Below are 18,583 nucleotides of genomic sequence, written 5' to 3'. Positions count from 1 at the left end.
GCGTATACCGGCTACCTGGTATGTGTCAGGGAGAACTCAATGGCGACAATTAAAGATGTTGCAAAACATGCCGGGGTATCAACCTCCACGGTCAGCCACGTACTGAATAAAACACGCTTTGTGAGTGAAGATATTTCAGTTCGGGTAATGGCAGCTGTTGAAGAGCTTAACTACGCTCCATCAGCCCTTGCCCGCAGCCTTAAGGTCAATCACACCCGTACTTTTGGTATGTTGGTAACCACATCGACAAACCCTTTCTTTGGTGAGGTGGTTAAAGGAGTCGAGCGTCGATGCTACGAACAGGGTTATAACCTGATCTTGTGCAATACCGAAGGCGATGTTGAACGTATGCACTCGAATCTTGATACCTTGCTGCAAAAACGCGTAGATGGCCTACTGCTTATGTGCAGTGAAGTAGAAGATAAAGAGTTCGACTTATTCACCCGCCACCAGCCTGTTCCAACAGTCGTCATGGACTGGGGACCGATTGATTTCCCAAGTGATAAAATTCAAGATAACTCCCATCACGGCGGCTACCTAGCAACCCGTCACTTGATAGCACAGGGGCATACCAAAATCGGCTGCCTGACAGGACCACTGGACAAACTGCCGGCACAGCAACGTCTTTCTGGCTTTGTACAGGCAATGGAAGAAGCTGGGCTGGAAATCAATAAGCAGTGGATAGCATCCGGCAACTTTGAATGTGAAGGCGGTGAAATTGCCTTTAATGAAGTATATGAACGAGGCGAATTGCCTACCGCCCTTTTTGTCTGTAACGACATGATGGCAATGGGAGTTATCAATACAGCTCACAAGAAAGGGATCTCTGTTCCCGATGATCTATCAATTGTTGGCTATGATGACATTAAACTGGCCAAGTACATTACGCCATCGCTAACAACGATACATCAATCAAAACACCGTCTCGGCCAGCAAGCCGTTGATACACTGCTAGACAAGATTCAAAGCAAACGTGAGACCAACCATGTTATTCAGCTTGAGCCAACACTGGTCGAGCGTGACAGCGTAAAATCGCTACGATAAACATTGGTTATACATCGAAAACAAATTCCGGGCTTCAGTCCGGAATTTTGCTCTCCCCCCACACCATTCATTAGTGATTAAGACTGTTCAGCATTATAAATATTTACCTTTCAAGGTGCTGAAGTGTTCTTTCAGAGTATGTCGGCCATATTGAGGAGCTACCATGTCTTTTCCCATCACAATCAATCTGTCTATAAAACTTGTTATCAGGATCTAATTTCGCCATACGATTAATCGAGCAACGATTGCGGATGAATTAGAGCTCATCGCTTGTTATGTAGGTAAGGCAAGCAGGTTTATCATTTATTGCAAGGAGGAATGCTAAGGCGCCTAATGGATGGCAGGTCCACTTCATGGGATGAAATCACTGAATGGCTGAATACAGTATTGGAGATAAAATAGGTGAGCCTAGAGGCATACTATAGATACAAAAAATGCTGGCCTTGGCCAGCATTTTTCTAATTCAAAGATTAAATCTTTAAATTATAGAGCTACAACGTTTGCAGCCTGAAGACCTTTCTGGCCTTGCTCAGTTTCGAAAGAAACTTTTTGACCTTCTGCAAGAGTCTTGAAACCTTCAGAAGCGATAGCACGGAAGTGAACGAATACGTCAGCACCGCCGTTGTCTTGAGTGATGAAACCGAAACCTTTCTCTTCGTTGAACCACTTAACGATACCAGTTGATTTAGACATGATTATATCCTAATTTTTTTTACAAATAATTCGCATAATGCGTTGTGTAGCCGGGAAAAGAATTACTTATGTGAGGAATAATTATGAATGGAAAAACTTCATTGACACTAACTGGTAAAGCAGATGTAGCGAAGCGTTCTAATAGCATAATATTGTATTTCATATAAATAGGTCTGATTACAGGCCGAGGACAATACTACCAGTATTTACTGGTTTGTATAGTCTTTTTATCATTTATTTCAAATTGCCAAAAGGCGAAAAAAGCTAACCCTCTATACTGCACAAACCATAGACACCTAGCATCCATCTTACTCATCTCTATAAGTATTTTTTTGCTTTATCAACCATCAACTGGCAAAGACATGAGCCGCTGTTTATCGGTAAAACCTACCTGCCTATAAAACGCTATCGCAACTTCATTACTGTGCCACACGTTCAAATCAATACAACTCGCACCTTGTGCTTTAGCCCATACCTTAAAAGCAGAAACAAGCCCAAAGGCAATACTCTTTCCACGCATACTTTCTGTAACGATCAGTTCTTCCAAATAAGCAAAATTTCGACCTGGATTCCACCGATTAGGCCGTTTCAAATGAAATGTCCCCAATACCAAACCGACAACCTTACCTTCATATTCACAGACGCCAAGATACGAAGACGGATCACTAAGGATTTCATCCAGCTCCTTCAGCGACAGTACATCGCTTGTCTGTGCTACCCTGTCAGGAGCAATCTTATGGTTGTGTATATTCTCTTCAATAAATAGGGAAACTAGCTCAGCGTAGTCCGTTCTCTTTGCTATCCTTATCACCTTATTTCCTCAGCAAACTTTCAGCGACTTTCTAAGATAGTCCATACTATAACCAATAATAAGCACTTCAATACCAACAGACTTAAAATTAAAAGCAGCCTTATGTCAGTCGAAATACACATCCCTTTGCTCGATGAGATATTAGAACCTTGGGAGGATATCATCGGCGATGACTTCGTGGGGTATAAGAACCATGTAACCCGAATGCTCAATTTTGCTTTTTATTAGCAATCCCAAGCCAGGAAGAACGTCAAAAACTCATTATCAACGCAGCTTTTCACGATATTGGAATTTGGAGCGACAATACGGTCGATTACCTGCCGCCCTCTATACTACAAGCTCGAAAGTATCTCAGTAATAATGGACTAGAAAGTTGGGCCGAAGAGATAGAGCTTATTATTAGCGAACACCACAAAGTCCGGCAGGTGAAAAAACCACCAATATCCGTTGGTGGAGTATTTCCGGTGTGCCGATTTAGTCGACTTTTCTCTCGGTTTTATTCGAAAGGGCGTCCCAAAATCATTCATTATGGAAGCCAAAGATGCATTGCCCAATGCCGGTTTTCACAAGCGTTTGCTCAAACTCACATGGCAACAGATAAAAAAAGACCCATTTCATCCTGCCCCGATTATGAAATGGTGATTTCGATCATCATGTAATAAAGCCACCAGACAGTTCGGCTGATGGCTCTTCAAGGCAATAAACGTCGTATTTCGCTGTTAAATGACCAAACCACCGTCTATTTTCAGTGTCTGTCCGGTGATAAATGACGATTGCTCACTTGCAAGGAATAAGGCACCTTGGGCAATGTCTTGAGGTTTACCCATACGCTGCAATGGAGTTTTGTTCTTCATATAGTCGAGTACCTTTTCTGGCAAGTCTTTGGTCATCGGAGTTTCGATAAAGCCAGGAGCAATACAGTTGACACGGACTTTGGCCCCCTTGCGAGAAAATTCCTTAGACCACCCTTTGGTCATAGCAATAACTCCCCCCTTTGTGGCAGCGTAATTGCTTTGCCCGATATTGCCGTCGGTACCGACCACAGAAGACATGCTTATAATGGATCCCGTACCACTTTCCATCATTATCGGCGCAACTGCCTGGGTCATGTTAAACACCCCTTTAAGGTTAACGTCAGACACCATGTCCCATTCGTCTTCGGTCATCTTTTCGATCAGGTTATCACGCGTAATACCTGCATTGTTAACCAATACATCAACCTGACCGAATTCCGCTTTAATCTGCTCAATAAGATTGGCAACCGCTAAGCGGTCACAAACATTAAGCTCAACGGCACGTACATTACTGAACTGGGATTCCAGCTCACTCATTCCCCCTGCATTCAAATCGCAGGCAAACACTATTTTGGCTTCATTAGTTGCAAAAGTTTCAACAATACAGCGCCCTATTCCCTGAGCGCCACCAGTTACTATGCATATTTGATTTTTTAACATCATATTCCCCATTATTAATACCAATTAACGGTATAAATACCAAAAAGCGAACCACGAGTAGTGAGCCGGGAACACAAATCTTCACTAGCTCGCTTTATGTCTTCATATCTTAGATGAACTACACAAAAAAATTACCCACATTGTTGCAAATCACATTTGCGAATTAAGAAGAAAGCTTCTATGCCATGAGTAACGCTATTTCATTGGTTTATAAGGATGTTGTTTGCTATAAATTGGAAGTGGCTATTAATTGTTCAGGGAAAAAAATGTTAGACAAGGTTGTCTTTTTTCTTCGTGTTGTACGCTCAGGCTCAATCAGTGAAGCTGCCAAGCAGAATGGTATATCAGCCTCTGCAGCTAGCCGCTGGCTCAACGAGCTGGAAGAAAGCATGGGCGTGAGCTTACTAAAACGGACCACGAGGAAAATTAGCCCAACCCAGGCCGGACAACGGCTTTACGACCGTTTCAGCCGTATTCATACAGAAATCGATGATGTGTTCAATGAAGTTCAGAACATGAGCAGCGAAGATCGGGGCACAATTAAAATTGCCAGTACCCCTTTATTTGCCAAACACTACCTAAGCCAGATCATCGGAGAATACCTTAAAGAGCACTCATCAATTAATTTTGTTGTCATTGAAACTGCGTTTGAAGTTGATCATGTGCATGACGTCGATTTTGCCATCAGAGCCAATGCAACCTATCGAGGTTTTCAAGATAAGGACAGTTTACTCGTCAAGCGCTCCTTGCTTCGAGAACCTCTTACTGTTTGCTGCTCACCTGACTACATCGAACGCTATGGAGAGCCAATCATTCCCGATGATCTCAAGCAGCACCTCTGCCTCTACGCCACCACGCTCGTCGGCGGTAACAAGTGGATATTTGAGCTTAACGGTGAATATAATTCAGTGGAAATAGCGCAGACAGTTGAAGCTGACGACAGTGAGATCCTCAAAAATATTGCGCTCGCAGGCGGTGGGGTTGCCTATCTGCCTTATAGCCTGATAGGTTCAGAAATTGGCAAAGGAAAGCTAGTTCCCGTCTTAAAAAATTATGTCAGTAGCGAGTTCGAACTAAATCTATACTTCAAGCCTCGTAAGTATATGCCTGCCCGTTGCGCCAACTTTAAGGATTACCTCATCAAACGAGTCTCCGAGATTGAAGCGTTCAAACGACAAGGAAACAATAATGCCGGTGCTACCTCCCAAACTTCAATTATGGCTAACCCAATTTAACCACATACTGGCCCAGTCCGAGCGCGACGGAATACAACCAACCCCAGAGCTGGCTCGCATGGGACTGGCCAACATCACAGAACAGTGTGTAACCGATATACCGCCAATAAACCATGTGATAGATGCCGAGATCTGTCATACAACGATTCCTTGCCGTATCTATCACCCTGATAGCAATACTCCGCTCCCCGTCATCTTATTCATTCACGGAGGGGGGCATATGTGTGGAAATATTGACGTTTATGATCCAATAAGCAAAAAGCTAGCCGCTAACTGCCGATGTATTGTCGTCAGCATTGATTACCGCCTTGCCCCTGAACATCCTTACCCCGCCGGTATCCAAGATGCTAGCAACAGCCTTGATAACCTGTACCAGACACTAGATAAACTCGGAGTTTGCCATAAAAAAAATATTACCTTAGTTGGCGATTCAGCAGGCGCTGCACTGGCCACAACGATTATTCAGACTCGCTCGCCTCGTCAGCCCAAAATAGACAAGCTGGTTCTTATCTACCCTAGCCTCGATTACACTTTTTCTGCAGACTCACTCATTGATAACGGCAAAGGTTACTTACTGGAAACAAAAAAAATAGAGTGGTACTTCAATCAGTACTTACAGCACCAGGAAGACAGAGCGCAGGTTTCCCCGCTATTTGGTACGATACCGGAAACCCACCCCGAAACCTTAATCATTACAGCAGGGTACTGCCCTATAAAAGATGATGGTATTCGCTATCAACAACGCCTTGAATCAGAGCATATATCCTGCTTGCATCTACACATGGAAAATATGCTTCACGCATACCTGAACCTCGAAGATTTAGCAAAGCATGAGTGCCACCATACTTACATCGCTATCTCTCAGTTTATTAATAATCCGCCCCCTCTATAATCCAGATTAAAAGAGCTCCGCTAATAACGAGAATAAAAAAAGGGATAAGGACCCAACGGACCCTTATCCCTTTTTGCGTGTATTTCTAAAGACTACACCTTGAAATACGACAGGTGAAGCTTCTGTTTCTCTGCTAATAGCGAAAGTTCAGAGCTCGCGGCAGCACACTGGCTAACTCCTGCGGCATTTAAGCTTACAATCTGGTGAATATTGGTAATATTGGTATTTATATTACCTGTCACCTGAGACTGCTCTTCAGCAGCAGTTGATACTTGAGTATTCATATCACTGATCATTTGTACCGCATCATTAATACCTACCAAAGCATCATTGGCTTTCTGTGCAAGTAGTTGATTATTTTCCAACATAGTACGTGCTGATTGCATACTATCGTTCGCATTCGCCGACTGAGATTGCAGCTGTTCAATGATCGACTGAATTTGCTTGGTCGAATCCTGGGTACGTGCAGCTAACTGACGAACTTCATCGGCAACAACAGCAAAACCGCGACCACTTTCACCGGCCCGAGCTGCTTCAATCGCCGCGTTCAATGCAAGTAAATTCGTTTGCTCAGAGATCCCCTGAATAACCTCTATAACCTGGCTGATCTGAACAGACTGCTGCTGTAACTGACTCACGACTTCGGCAGTTTCATTCAAGCGACGCGACATTTCCTGACTTGCTTGCGTGCTTTCCTCGAAAATACTCGCCCCCTCAGAAGCCAAGCCGCTTGCACTTCGTGCATTCTTGTCAGCATTAATAGCGGTTTGATTAACATTATCAGCAGCTGACGATAATTCTTCGACAGCGGTTGCTACTTGCTCAATCTCAGTACTCTGCTGACTGGCATTCTCTTCAGACTCTTTCATTACTGATGCCAGTTCGGTCGAAGAAGACGCGACGCTATTACTGATTTCCATCAGATCGTTAACAGTACGCCGTAACTGGCCCACCATCTGAGCAATGTCCATCGCCAGTTGACTAACTTCGTTCTTGCCGTTCGTATTTACGTCAATACTCAGTTCACCTTTAGAGATCCGCTGCATTGTCTGCTGTAGCACACGAATTGGACGAACAATATAACCAGACAGAAGCCAACCGCATCCCAACGCAGCAAGTAGCGCCATCAGCGTCAATAGAGAAGCACTGTTCAGTGTTGAATTATGCGCCTGAACCTGAGTATCAACAAGCTCTCCGGCAACATTGTTAAGCTTCTTAGACAGCGCATCAATTGACGTAGTCATATCATCACCCAGCGTTCGGTAACGAACAATATAGCCGTCGTACTCCTGATCGCTGATTTGATCTTGATGGTGCTTAGCCAATACCGGCAACATAGTATTTTGACTGTAGTTAATATAATCATCCATTGCCTGAGTAAATGCACGGAGTTCGGCCTCAACACCAGAAACAGACTGCAACTGAGAAATCACAACTGTATTCTCTTGCTGAGTTTTCTTTAGGCTATTCTCCAAGCGAGACAGTTGAGTTTCGTCATACAGTGCGTAAATAGCGCTAACACGCATCGCGTAGGTGCTATTAATAAGTGTCGCGATATTGTCTTTTGATCTTATCGCCTGCTGTGTCGTCGTATTCATCTCAAACATGGCGCCTTCTAGCCCAATCCGGCTGAAAAAGAGCGCAACCAATAAAAGCATAGATGCCAGAACAACCGGAATCGTAACCTGAAACCGAATGGAAATATTATTTAGGAATGACATTTAGACCAAACTCCATGTCGTGTTTGAATTGTTATAATTAGGAAAATATGAGCGAATTACCTCATAAGAGTTATAGGCGACATTAATAGCAATTAACTAAATAGGTTTCAATGATATTTCATTATTATTTATTGTTTATCATATCTGTATATATGCCTTGAATTGCAACGCTGAAAGCTATAAACATTTTTTAATTTGAAACAAAGAGACTAATAATCAACGACTATCATATCGAACTGAAATATAATACAAATATATACCAACAACTTTGCTCTTAATATATATGATAAAACAACAGATTAAGATAATAGGCTAGATGTAATAGCCTTCCTATTTTCAATGCGTTTGCATTATTCGGCTACAAGATAGTGTCATTTTTATGGCGAATTTTCAGCGAGAAAAGAAGTAATATTGTAATATTTCGTCGAACGTTAGTGCATATAGGTATATATTCACTTTGAGATGAAGTTGTATGTTTTGCGTGCTACTAATATTAGTATCCGTTTTGCCACTATGTCGTTATCGCTACTTCCGATAAAAAATAATTTCCAGAAATTAACATTATCTATGGTGATTCATATCACTAGACAAAACAAACAGCACTTTAATATTGGCGAGAAGAGTATCAACAGTGCTTATATCCATAATTTGGATACAAAAAAGCCGGGCTAATGCCCGGCTTTTTTAAATCGTTTGATTAAGCTTCTTGACGAGGCTTACGGTCACGACGTGGACGGTCTGAACCATGGTTACGTTCGCCACGGTAGCTGCCACGATTGTCGCCACCACGGTTGCGGTCAAAACGACGCTCGCCATCACGACGGCCACGACCACCTTCACGGTTACCATCGCGGTTTCCACGGTAACCGCCACGGTTACCATCGCGGTTTCCATCACGACCACCACGACGGTGCTCACGAAGTACCTCACCTTCAACAACAACAGCTTTCACTTCGTTCTGACGGATGCGTAGCTTCTTAAGCTGAGCAGATACTTCCGCAGTCATCTTCTTAGGAAGCTGAACATAAGTGTGCTCAGGAGCTAGTTTAATTGCACCGATGAACTCTTTGCTTAGGCCTAGTTCGTTTGCAATTGCGCCAACGATATCTTTAACCTGAACACCTTGCTCACGGCCAACCTGAAGCTGGTAAGTATCCCAGTCAGCATTGTTGTATGAACGACGCTCACGACGCTCGCCACGCTCACCGCCGCGATCATCACGACGACGCTCACGACGCTGCTTGTCACGCTCGATCGCAGCAATCATCGGGTCCGGACCTTTGTAGAACAGAGGACGGTTACCCTGCTGGCGCTGAAGAAGCATTGCCGCTAGTGTTGCAGCATCGACTTCGATAGTTTCTTGCAGTTTTTCTACAAGTTCTACGAACGCTTCAACATTTACCTGCTCTTTCTGAGTTGCTAGCTCTTGACCTAGACGGTTCAGACGAGCAGCAGCAACTAGATCACGTAGAGGAAGTTGGATTTCTTCCATGCGAGACTTAGTTACGCGCTCAATCGTACGAAGCATACGGATTTGGTTAGTGCGAACTAGAAGAATCGCTTTACCTGCACGACCAGCACGACCTGTACGACCGATACGGTGGATGTATGATTCTACATCGAACGGGATATCGTAGTTGAATACGTGCGTGATACGTGGCACGTCAAGACCACGAGCAACAACGTCAGTAGCAACTAGAATATCGATAACACCTTTTTTGATGTGATCAACAGTACGCTCACGTAGAGACTGAGGAATATCACCGTGCAGTGCAGCTGCTTTAAAGCCGCGTGCAGATAGCCAGTCAGCTAGGCGCTCAGTATCTTGACGAGTACGTACGAATACGATTGACGCATCAGTGTCTTCAGTTTCAAGAAGACGCATCATCGCTTCGTCTTTCTCTACACCCTTCACTACCCAGAACTGCTGCTCTACCTGAGAAACAGTACGGTTTTCGCCAGCAACGTCGATGCGCGCAGGATCACGTAGGAAACGGTCAACGATCTCTTTAACCATTGGAGGCATAGTTGCAGAGAACAGAACGCGCTGTGCAGACTCTGGAGCTTGCTCCATGATCCAAGTAACGTCGTCAACGAAACCCATTTTTAGCATTTCATCAGCTTCATCAAGTACAAATGTATGTACTTCATCAAGGTGTAGACGGTCACGAGTGATAAGGTCTTTTACACGACCAGGAGTACCAACAACGATGTGAGCACCATTTTTTAGTGCACGCATTTGATCAACGATAGAAGCACCACCGTAGATCTCTAGTACTTTTAGGCCCTTGATGTTCTGACCTAGAGTTTTAATTTCTGCTGCAACCTGGATCGCCAGCTCGCGAGTAGGAGCCATAACGATTGCTTGTGGCTTATGCTGACCAAGGTCAAGCTTGTTCAGTAGCGGTAGAGAGAACGCTGCTGTTTTACCAGTACCTGTCTGTGCTTTACCTAGCGCATCAGTACCAGTTAGAAGAAGAGGAATTGACGCCGCCTGAATAGGAGTCGGCGCAACGAAGCCCATTGAGTCAAGTGCGGATAGTAGTGTGTCGGCCAGTTCTAACTGACGAAATTCTGTAACAGATTCTTGCATTGGGATCCCAATATATAATCTAACGTAAAACGGGGCCCCTTTGGCTTTAAACGGTTCTGCAACAGCAACCACAAGCATGGGCCTCGACGATTTGAGGCGCGCATTGTGCGCTATTACTCGATAAAATGCCAGAAAAAATTGAGCGTTGTCACAAATTAACTTTCAAATACCTATTTATTGAACAATAAGCTTGCCCGTTAAACATGTTACACATTTTTTACCCCGTGAATTTAATCATCCCATTGAAAGTATTGATTTCTTCCATGTTGCTTCGCTGCGTAAAGTGCGCGATCTGCTCCATCTATTAACTTTTCTAACCTTATTCCCTCATTGGGTATCATCGTATAGCATCCAACACTTATCGTTAGCCTACCAATATCAGTAGCCTTATGGGCGAGCTCTAGCTCCAATACCGCAGCTAACATTTCATTAGCAATAATCGCCGTATCTTGGGCATCTACTTTTGGTAGAAGGCAAGCGAACTCCTCCCCGCCGTAACGGGTAAAAATAGACTTTTTGTATAACCGGGTAATTTTTGCCAGTGTTGTGGCAACTTTTTTTAGGCAATTATCGCCTTCCAGATGACCATACGTGTCATTGAATGCTTTAAAGTAATCCACATCGATCATAATAAGGCTGAGTGGAACCTGCCTCTTTTGTGCCTTATACCAGTAGCGCTGCAATGTCTGATCAAAAAAGCGCCGGTTAGCGACACCAGTCAAACCATCCTGCATTGACCATAGCTCCAAGCGCTGATTAGCTTCCCCAAGTGCACGATTTGTTGCCTGGAGTTCCTGAGTGCGTTGCTGCACACGTTCTTCAAGCTCCGCGTTTAGTTGACTCAGTTGCTCATGATTACGCTTGATCACAATTTGTTGCCCTAGCGCAGCACCAAACAATTTAAGGATTTCCTTTTGATGTTCAGTCAGCATACGTTGGTTGATCAAGTTGTCAGCAGCCAACCAGCCAATACAGTCATTGCCGTTCCACATCGCAATCATCGCATTCCATCCGGTACCAACCTGACTTGTACCGTAATATAGCGGGGCATTTTCTTTAACCACGACATGATCTTTCCGGCTTAGCGCTTCATGAACCAGCGGATGGTCAGGTATTGGGCTGGTAAAGTGTGAACGTGGCACTAAGTTTCCTTCAGGGTCCGTTCCGTAAGTCCCCTGCATTTCATTTTTACTAAAATCGGTTAGGAAGATAGCCATCCGATCAATCCCGAGGTGTGTTCGCCCAAGATAGACGGCGTTACGGTATAGTTGGTCAAGCTCTGTCGCTTTTGACAAACTGAGGGTGACTTCGTGGAGGTTTCTCAGTAACGAAAGGTACTCGTTTATCGAGTGGTTACGGATTTCCAGTTCAGCCTCAACACTTCGTCGAGTAAGATGATGATCGATAACTTCCTGTCTTAATACTCGCGCACTAATATCTGAAGCGACTAACAGCAGCAGATTTTCAACTGAATCAATACATGATTCAAATACAGCAGGATCTTTTGTTTCGGCATAAATAAAGCCAACATTACATGAGTGCATTTTTATTGGCAGTAGTAACTGACACCAAGCATTTACATCTTCGTTCCAAATGGCCTTATACGGCTTATCGACATATGCCCTAACATACTGGCCACTGTTTTTAGCTTGCTGAAACAACCCCGTTGGCACGCCGTTATAGTCATCAAGTGTTAGTGGCGTACTATAATACTTAAAATCATTATCCACCCAGCTTGATAGCACCCTGCTCTCGTGGTTTTGTTCAACCATCAAAGTGATATAACTGAGTTTTAACTCTTTTCTTAAAGTCGATAATAAACAGTGACACCACCGCTCCATATTGGCTTGGCGTGCCAACAAATCCACCAGCTCATTAAATCCATTTTTCAGGCTATCCACCATATCCATCCCTAACCAACCAATCAGCCCATCTGTTTATCATTGCAATGTATGCTTGAGCACATCTTATTGACTGCAAATATACCCTTTTAATTCATATGTTTACCTTATTTACCAGAAACATAGCGCTTAAGTAACCGCTATTTCCAATAGTGTGACCGCTTTCTGCCTAAAACATGACGAACCTTTTAAGGTTCAGCATTTTTGCAAGATGCTCACTGCAAAGCTGTCAACTTTGTCTCAAAATTCAACTTGTTAGCTTCATCGCACTTTTCTTTGCGTTAATCCATTTCACGGCGTCAGTCCCCTTGTGGCAAGGGCACGCGTAAATATACATGCAGTAATACATTAATCTTTGCGGGGGTGTTGCTGTTCTATGCTTGGTTTTAAGTCATGAAGGCCTTATAGTGTGTCGGTTCACAATCTGAGACCGGGCATAATGTTTCAAGACAATCCATTATTAGCACAGCTTAAAAAACAAATTCAGGAAACCCTTCCAAAGAAGGAAGGCAATATTAAAGCGACAGACCGTGGCTTTGGTTTTCTGGAAACCGACAACAAAGAAAGCTTCTTCATTCCGCCTAGCTATATGAAAAAAGTAATGCACGGTGACCGTGTTATTGCGGTTATTCGTACAGAGAAAGAGCGTGAAGTTGCTGAGCCTCAGGAACTGGTTGAACAGTTCGTTAATCGCTTCATTGGTCGTGTAAAACTGATCCGTGATCGTCTGCATGTCGTTCCGGATCACCCGCAACTTAAAGATGCGATTAAAGCTCGCGCCATTAAAGGCCTTAACCCAGAGCACCTGAAAGAAGGTGATTGGGTTGTTGCGAACATGACTCGTCACCCATTAGTTGGTGACAACAAAACATTCTTCTGCGAAATCAAAGAAAAAATCACAGACAGTAATGACAAAATTGCACCATGGTGGGTGACATTAGCCCGTCATGAACTTCCGAATGCTGAGCCGGCCCCACAAGATAGTTGGACCATGCTGGACGAAGGGCTTGAGCGCCAGGATCTTACTGATCTGCCTTTCATTACTATCGATGGTGAATCAACCAAAGATATGGATGATGCCATCTATACCGTCAAAAAAGACGACGGCAGTTTTGAGATCACTATCGCTATCGCCGATCCGACATCATATATTGCTGTTGGCGACCAAATGGATGATGAAGCACGTCAGCGCGGCTTTACCATCTACCTTCCAGGTCGCAATATCCCTATGCTCCCTCGAGAGCTGAGCGACGAGCTCTGTTCACTTATCGAGAACGAGAAGCGCCCAGCGATCTGCTGCCGCGTAACCGTTGATGCAGAAGGTGTTATTCAAGATGACATCAATTTCTTTGCCGCTTGGATCAAATCACAAGCTCGCTTGGCATATGATAATGTTTCAGATCTCCTTGAACATGGCCAATGCGAAGGTTGGGCACCAAACGATATCATCGCTGAACAAATTCAAGCACTGCTAGGTTTTGCCAACGCACGCAGCGACTGGCGTGCCAACAATGCGGTTGTGTTCCCAGATCGTCCTGACTACCGCTTCGAGCTTAGCGAAGATAACGACGTTCTTGCTATTCATACTGATCCTCGCCGTACCGCGAACCGTATGATCGAAGAAGCAATGATCACAGCGAATATCTGTGCTGGCCGCGTCCTGCAGAACAAGTTTGGCATGGGTGTATTCAACTACCACAACGGCTTCAATCCTGAAAAACTGGATACCGCAATGGAGTTCCTAACCAATGCAGAAGCACCGTTCGAAAAAGAACAGCTAGCATCTCTGGAAGGGTTCAGTTCTTTACGACGTTGGTTGAACGCTCAAGATAGTACTTACCTTGATAATCGCCTGCGCAAGTTCCAAGCATACAGTGAAGTCGGCAATACGCCTGCACCGCATTACGCGATGGGCCTTGACGTTTACGCGACATGGACATCACCAATCCGTAAATACGGTGACATGATTAACCACCGCCTACTGAAAGCGCTTATTTCTGGTAATGAGCCAACACAGACTCCAGATGACACGGTCGGTGAAGAAATCGCCAACCACCGCCGCCACCACCGTATGGCAGAGCGCGATGTTTCTGATTGGCTATACGTTCGCTTACTGAAAGATGCCGTCAAAGATGAAACCATCTTTACCGCAGAAATCTTCGACATCAACCGTGCAGGAATGCGTGTACGCCTGTTGGAAAACGGGGCTGCGGCCTTTATTCCGGGCCCATTGATCCTGGATAATAAACAGCGCATCGAATGTAACGGTGATCTAGGCATCGTTAATATTGATAAAGTCAAAGAGTATCAGCTTGGCGATTCATTTGAGGTGAAGCTTGCGGAAATTCGTTCTGCCACGCGCCAACTCGTAGCTAAGCCGGTGAGAGAGTTTCCGGCCCCTGTATCTGAAGAGAAAGCAGGTAGTGAAGCAGCTGAAATCCTGCCTAGCGAAGAAAAAGCGTAACTGGGTACTGACGTGACAAGATAGCAAAGACAAAGGGCCAGATTCTTCTGGCCCTTTTTTTTATTCGCCTCTGGCTAACCTATCGAAATCACCGTACCGCTACAATTCCCGCCATTACCGCGATTCAAGAACGTCTGTTAATCTGAAAAATACAGTTTGCTATTTAGATATATACCCAAGCTGCTTGGGTAAGTTGCTCAATATTGTTACCCTTAGTGCCATAATTATTTCAAGCAATACAACGAGTCAGCAATGTCAAAAGTGAGTAAACCAGACGCTATTCAACAAGTTCAACAATGGTTGGAAGATGTCGTTATCGGGCTTAACCTATGCCCGTTCGCTGCCAAGCCAAACCGTAACAAGCAGATTAAAATCCACGTATGCGAATCAACAGCCGAAGAACAACTGTTGGAAGAGATCTACCGGGAAATACAGCTATTGGATGAGACGCCAGCTGAGGAGCTGGAAACAACGCTGGTTGTAGCCCCATATCTGTTTAGTGAGTTTGATGACTACAATCAGTTTCTTGATCTTGTCGATGGCCTTATCATTCAAACCGGCAAGGAAGGGACATACCAAGTTGCAAGCTTCCACCCTGATTACTGCTTCTACGGCACAGACCCTGATGATGCAGAGAACCTCACTAACCGCTCACCTTTTCCGATCTTTCACCTGATCCGTGAAGCAAGTATGGAAAAGGTATTAAAACACTACCCTGATCCTGAGGGTATTCCGGAAAGAAATATCGACTGCGTCGAAAATTTGTCACCGGAGCAAGTTAAGAAATTATTTCCATTTCTTATCAAGTAATCCGCCTAAGTAACGATAAATATATTCAAGGAAATAGATAGCAATTCCCTTGAGTTAAAGAGTATTTGTACCTTAATGTGATCCATAGACAAGGATGGTCTAGCCAAAACGCTGGTAGATGTACTAAATTCATAGTGATGCGCCGCAAGTAGAGAAACAAGTTGTAATGCCACTAATTTCATTTGCAATATTCAGAAGCGCAGGAGTTCGCTTCGGATTACCACTGTTATTCGCTGTTCTGATGATGCTGTCATTGGAGTCAGCTTTGCCGACTTTGGCACCTTACCAAGGGCTCTTTCTGGTATTACCTTACGTCTTGTTAACTACTGTTATAATGCTCAGCCAGCCGTTCAACCAGGGAAAGACGGCACTTACCGCTTTGCTGATGATCATCGCTTTCTACATTATCCAGAGTCATCTCCAATCGCCGCTTTCTGATAATAATACCCGAATAACATATGTCTTACTGGCCACATTGCTGCCACTAAACCTGTTACAAATTCATCTTCTCCCGGAACGACGACTGTTCTCCCGTTTCGGAACGGGATATTTAGTGTTTGTCCTGTCTCAGCTTGCTTGGGGGATCTTGGTCGTCAACCACTTTGCAGGCAAGAACCTTGATCACATTTGGGACACCTACCTCTATACAATTCCGGCCTTTTCCCCCTTACCCGTCGTGCTGATTTTGCTCTATCTGTCGATCGGATTGGCAAGTGCATCCGCTATTCTAAAACGTAACCAAGGTTATGATCAGGCCGTATTTATCTGCCTGCTTTTTGCTGGTGTAACCTTCTCTGCTTTTCACCATATTTTTATTTCCAGCGCCGCATTTTCAATTGCTGCCGTACTACTGTTACTCAACCTGATTACGTGCAGCCATGAGTTAGCTTATGTCGATCAGTTAACCGGTATCCCGGGACGACGAGCCCTAGAGACTGAGCTAAAATACCTTGGCAGAACCTACACCTTGGCAATGCTAGATATTGATCATTTCAAAAAATTTAACGATAAGTACGGGCATAAAACGGGCGATGACGTTTTAAAATTGGTTGCGCAATTTATGCAGCAAGTAAGAGGTGGTGCCGAAGTCTTCCGCTATGGTGGTGAAGAATTCACTATCTTGTTTAAGGGCAAGGAAAGTAATCAGTGTATCGAGCACCTAGAGCAACTAAGGAAAGGAATTGCAAATTACGAGATGGTGATCCGCGAGCATGAGCAACGCCCCAAGAGTAACCTTATCGGTGCGGAAATGCGTAAGGACATACCTCATGAAAAAGCAGTAAAAATCACGGTCAGCATCGGTATTGCAGATAGCTTCCCCGATCATAACCCAACCAATGTCCTAAAAGCGGCGGATGAAGCTCTGTACAAAGCCAAAAAGGCAGGCCGAAATCGATTAAGCCACTAATGCCAACAGAAATTGATACAAAAAACCCGATGAAATCATCGGGTTTTGGTTACCAATAAAACTTATCTTCGCTATCTTAGCAAAAAATAAGCCCAGCTATGCAGCAACGCCAATATAAGGGTAAGCACAGGTGCCCTAACAGATCGGCGGCCAAACCAGCGTTAAGGTCTGTACTCGGAGGCGGCTTATCATAAGTGAAAACAAGCCTTTGTTATTATTGTGTCTGTGAGCAATAAACAGAGCCTGATCACCCCATTTCTTGCTAGATTCAAGTCACCAAGAGTACTCTTGACTGACACTAAAAAACATATCGTTGTAAAACTAATACCCTATAAGAATCATACTAGCAGTCATAGCGTCGCATTAAAACCTAAAAAAACTATTGATAGAAGAATATTTTATACTCTTCACAACCGCAGAGAATATTGGTCAGACATTGCCCGACCAGCAAAACCATAAACCAATTATATATCCCCAAACTACTACAAAATGCAGGGTTCAAAGAGGAAAATGACGACAGGAATAGTGGTGCCCTTCCTTACGACATTTGACAGAAACTAGCTAGGGGGTGTCCCTCCCGAAGGGCGAGAACAAACTGTTTAGAGATAAAAAAAAGGCTTGCCTTAACGGCAAGCCTCTCAATTCACTAGGCGTGATCTTTAACCTTTCACACCACCAGCTGTCAAACCACCGACCAGGAATTTCTGTGCAAGCAGGAATACAGTGGTAATAGGGATTGCTGACAGTACCGCAGCCGCTGCGAAGTCGCCCCATAGGTAGTTTTGAGGGTATAGATACTGCTGCATACCAACCGCTAGCGTGTAGTTGTTCACATCAGTCAATAGTAGCGATGCAACCGGTACCTCTGTAACCACCCCGATGAATGACAGGATGAACACGACCGCCAGAATAGGCACTGACAGTGGTAGCAATACCAAGCGGAATGCCTGCCAAGGTGTTGCACCATCAAGTGCAGCCGCTTCTTCCAGTGAACCATCGATGGTTTCGAAGTAACCTTTGATTGTCCAGACGTGCAGTGCAATACCACCAAGGTAAGAGAAAATCAAACCACCGTGAGTATTCAGACCCAGGAACGGAATGTACTGTCCCAGACGGTCAAACAATGCGTAAAGAGCAACCAGAGCCAGCACCGCTGGGAACATCTGGAAAATCATCATCCCTTTCAGGATTGTGCTCTTGCCTCTGAAACGCATACGGGCAAATGCGTAGGCACTGGTTGTAGAAAGAGCAACGATGATAATCGACGTAATACCAGCCACTTTAACTGTGTTCCACAGCCATAGCAGAACAGGGAAAGGTGGTGGTGTTACCGTACCGTCACTGTTCGTTACCGAGAAGCCTAAAGCCAAACGCCAGTGATCAAGTGTCGGGTTGCTTGGAATCAACTCACCGCCTGCGAAGTTACCTTCACGTAGCGAGATTGCAATAATCATCAGCAGCGGGAAAATAGTTGCAGCTAGGAACAGGCACAGTCCAATGTGTGTCGCCCATACCCGGTATTTCAATGATTTCGGTTGTACCATTGGCATGACGTTT

The 18,583-nt window shown here is 44.4% G+C and carries 13 protein-coding genes; 6 read left to right on the top strand and 7 right to left on the bottom strand.

Annotated elements, in window-relative coordinates:
• The first annotated feature begins 39 nt into the window (after nucleotides 1-39).
• A complete protein-coding gene (locus MD588_RS07555; RefSeq protein ID WP_265696450.1) occupies nucleotides 40-1,044 on the top strand; it encodes a substrate-binding domain-containing protein in 1,005 nt (334 codons plus the stop codon).
• A gap of 483 nt (nucleotides 1,045-1,527) precedes the next feature.
• Here the strand turns inward: MD588_RS07555 and cspE are convergent, their stop codons facing one another.
• The 3 genes from cspE to MD588_RS07540 all read right to left on the bottom strand — a co-directional run bounded on the left by cspE (nucleotide 1,528) and on the right by MD588_RS07540 (nucleotide 4,002).
• The gene (cspE, locus tag MD588_RS07550; RefSeq protein WP_265696448.1) at nucleotides 1,528-1,737 is read right to left on the bottom strand and encodes a transcription antiterminator/RNA stability regulator CspE; all 210 of its coding nucleotides are present in this window, start codon (nucleotides 1,735-1,737) and stop codon (nucleotides 1,528-1,530) included.
• Between the two features lie 340 nt (nucleotides 1,738-2,077).
• Entirely contained in the window at nucleotides 2,078-2,548 is a 471-nt protein-coding gene (locus tag MD588_RS07545; RefSeq protein WP_265696447.1) for a GNAT family N-acetyltransferase, read from the bottom strand.
• 719 nt (nucleotides 2,549-3,267) lie between these two features.
• Nucleotides 3,268-4,002 (bottom strand): beta-ketoacyl-ACP reductase, encoded by a 735-nt coding sequence (locus MD588_RS07540; RefSeq protein ID WP_265696446.1) that lies wholly within the window; start codon nucleotides 4,000-4,002, stop codon nucleotides 3,268-3,270.
• A 266-nt stretch (nucleotides 4,003-4,268) separates the two neighbouring features.
• Between MD588_RS07540 and MD588_RS07535 the strand changes: the two genes are divergently transcribed.
• A complete protein-coding gene (locus tag MD588_RS07535) occupies nucleotides 4,269-5,237 on the top strand; it encodes a LysR family transcriptional regulator (RefSeq protein ID WP_265696445.1) in 969 nt (322 codons plus the stop codon).
• On the top strand, nucleotides 5,191-6,129 hold the full coding sequence (locus MD588_RS07530) for an alpha/beta hydrolase (RefSeq protein WP_265696444.1): 939 nt from the start codon (nucleotides 5,191-5,193) through the stop codon (nucleotides 6,127-6,129). Before MD588_RS07535 ends, MD588_RS07530 begins: the two co-directional genes overlap by 47 nt.
• Before the next feature lie 92 nt (nucleotides 6,130-6,221).
• On the opposite strand, the gene MD588_RS07525 is transcribed toward MD588_RS07530, so the two are convergent.
• The 3 genes from MD588_RS07525 to MD588_RS07515 form a co-directional block, all read right to left on the bottom strand.
• The gene (locus MD588_RS07525) at nucleotides 6,222-7,850 is read right to left on the bottom strand and encodes a methyl-accepting chemotaxis protein (protein WP_265696443.1); all 1,629 of its coding nucleotides are present in this window, start codon (nucleotides 7,848-7,850) and stop codon (nucleotides 6,222-6,224) included.
• 697 nt (nucleotides 7,851-8,547) lie between these two features.
• Complete coding sequence (locus tag MD588_RS07520; protein WP_265696442.1) at nucleotides 8,548-10,443, bottom strand: DEAD/DEAH box helicase; 1,896 nt, start codon at nucleotides 10,441-10,443, stop codon at nucleotides 8,548-8,550.
• Nucleotides 10,444-10,673: 230 nt separating this feature from the next.
• Entirely contained in the window at nucleotides 10,674-12,353 is a 1,680-nt protein-coding gene (locus tag MD588_RS07515; protein WP_265696441.1) for a sensor domain-containing diguanylate cyclase, read from the bottom strand.
• A gap of 430 nt (nucleotides 12,354-12,783) precedes the next feature.
• Here MD588_RS07515 and MD588_RS07510 point away from each other — a divergent pair, with 430 nt between their 5' ends.
• The 3 genes from MD588_RS07510 (at nucleotide 12,784) to MD588_RS07500 (ending at nucleotide 17,026) form a co-directional block, all read left to right on the top strand.
• Nucleotides 12,784-14,808, top strand: a complete 2,025-nt coding sequence (locus tag MD588_RS07510) for an exoribonuclease II (protein ID WP_265696440.1) — start codon at nucleotides 12,784-12,786, stop codon at nucleotides 14,806-14,808.
• 252 nt (nucleotides 14,809-15,060) lie between these two features.
• Entirely contained in the window at nucleotides 15,061-15,618 is a 558-nt protein-coding gene (locus MD588_RS07505) for a DUF1415 domain-containing protein (protein ID WP_265696439.1), read from the top strand.
• Nucleotides 15,619-15,784: 166 nt separating this feature from the next.
• A complete protein-coding gene (locus MD588_RS07500) occupies nucleotides 15,785-17,026 on the top strand; it encodes a GGDEF domain-containing protein (protein WP_265696438.1) in 1,242 nt (413 codons plus the stop codon).
• Between the two features lie 659 nt (nucleotides 17,027-17,685).
• Here MD588_RS07500 and malG read toward each other — a convergent pair.
• Nucleotides 17,686-18,576, bottom strand: a complete 891-nt coding sequence (gene malG / locus MD588_RS07495; protein ID WP_265696437.1) for a maltose ABC transporter permease MalG — start codon at nucleotides 18,574-18,576, stop codon at nucleotides 17,686-17,688.
• Nucleotides 18,577-18,583: the final 7 nt, after the last annotated feature.

This window comes from Photobacterium obscurum (genome assembly GCF_026191635.1).
Taxonomy (GTDB): Bacteria; Pseudomonadota; Gammaproteobacteria; order Enterobacterales; family Vibrionaceae; genus Photobacterium; species Photobacterium obscurum.
The sequence above is the reverse complement of the archived record's forward strand: the minus strand, read 5'-3'. Positions and strand labels throughout refer to the sequence as shown.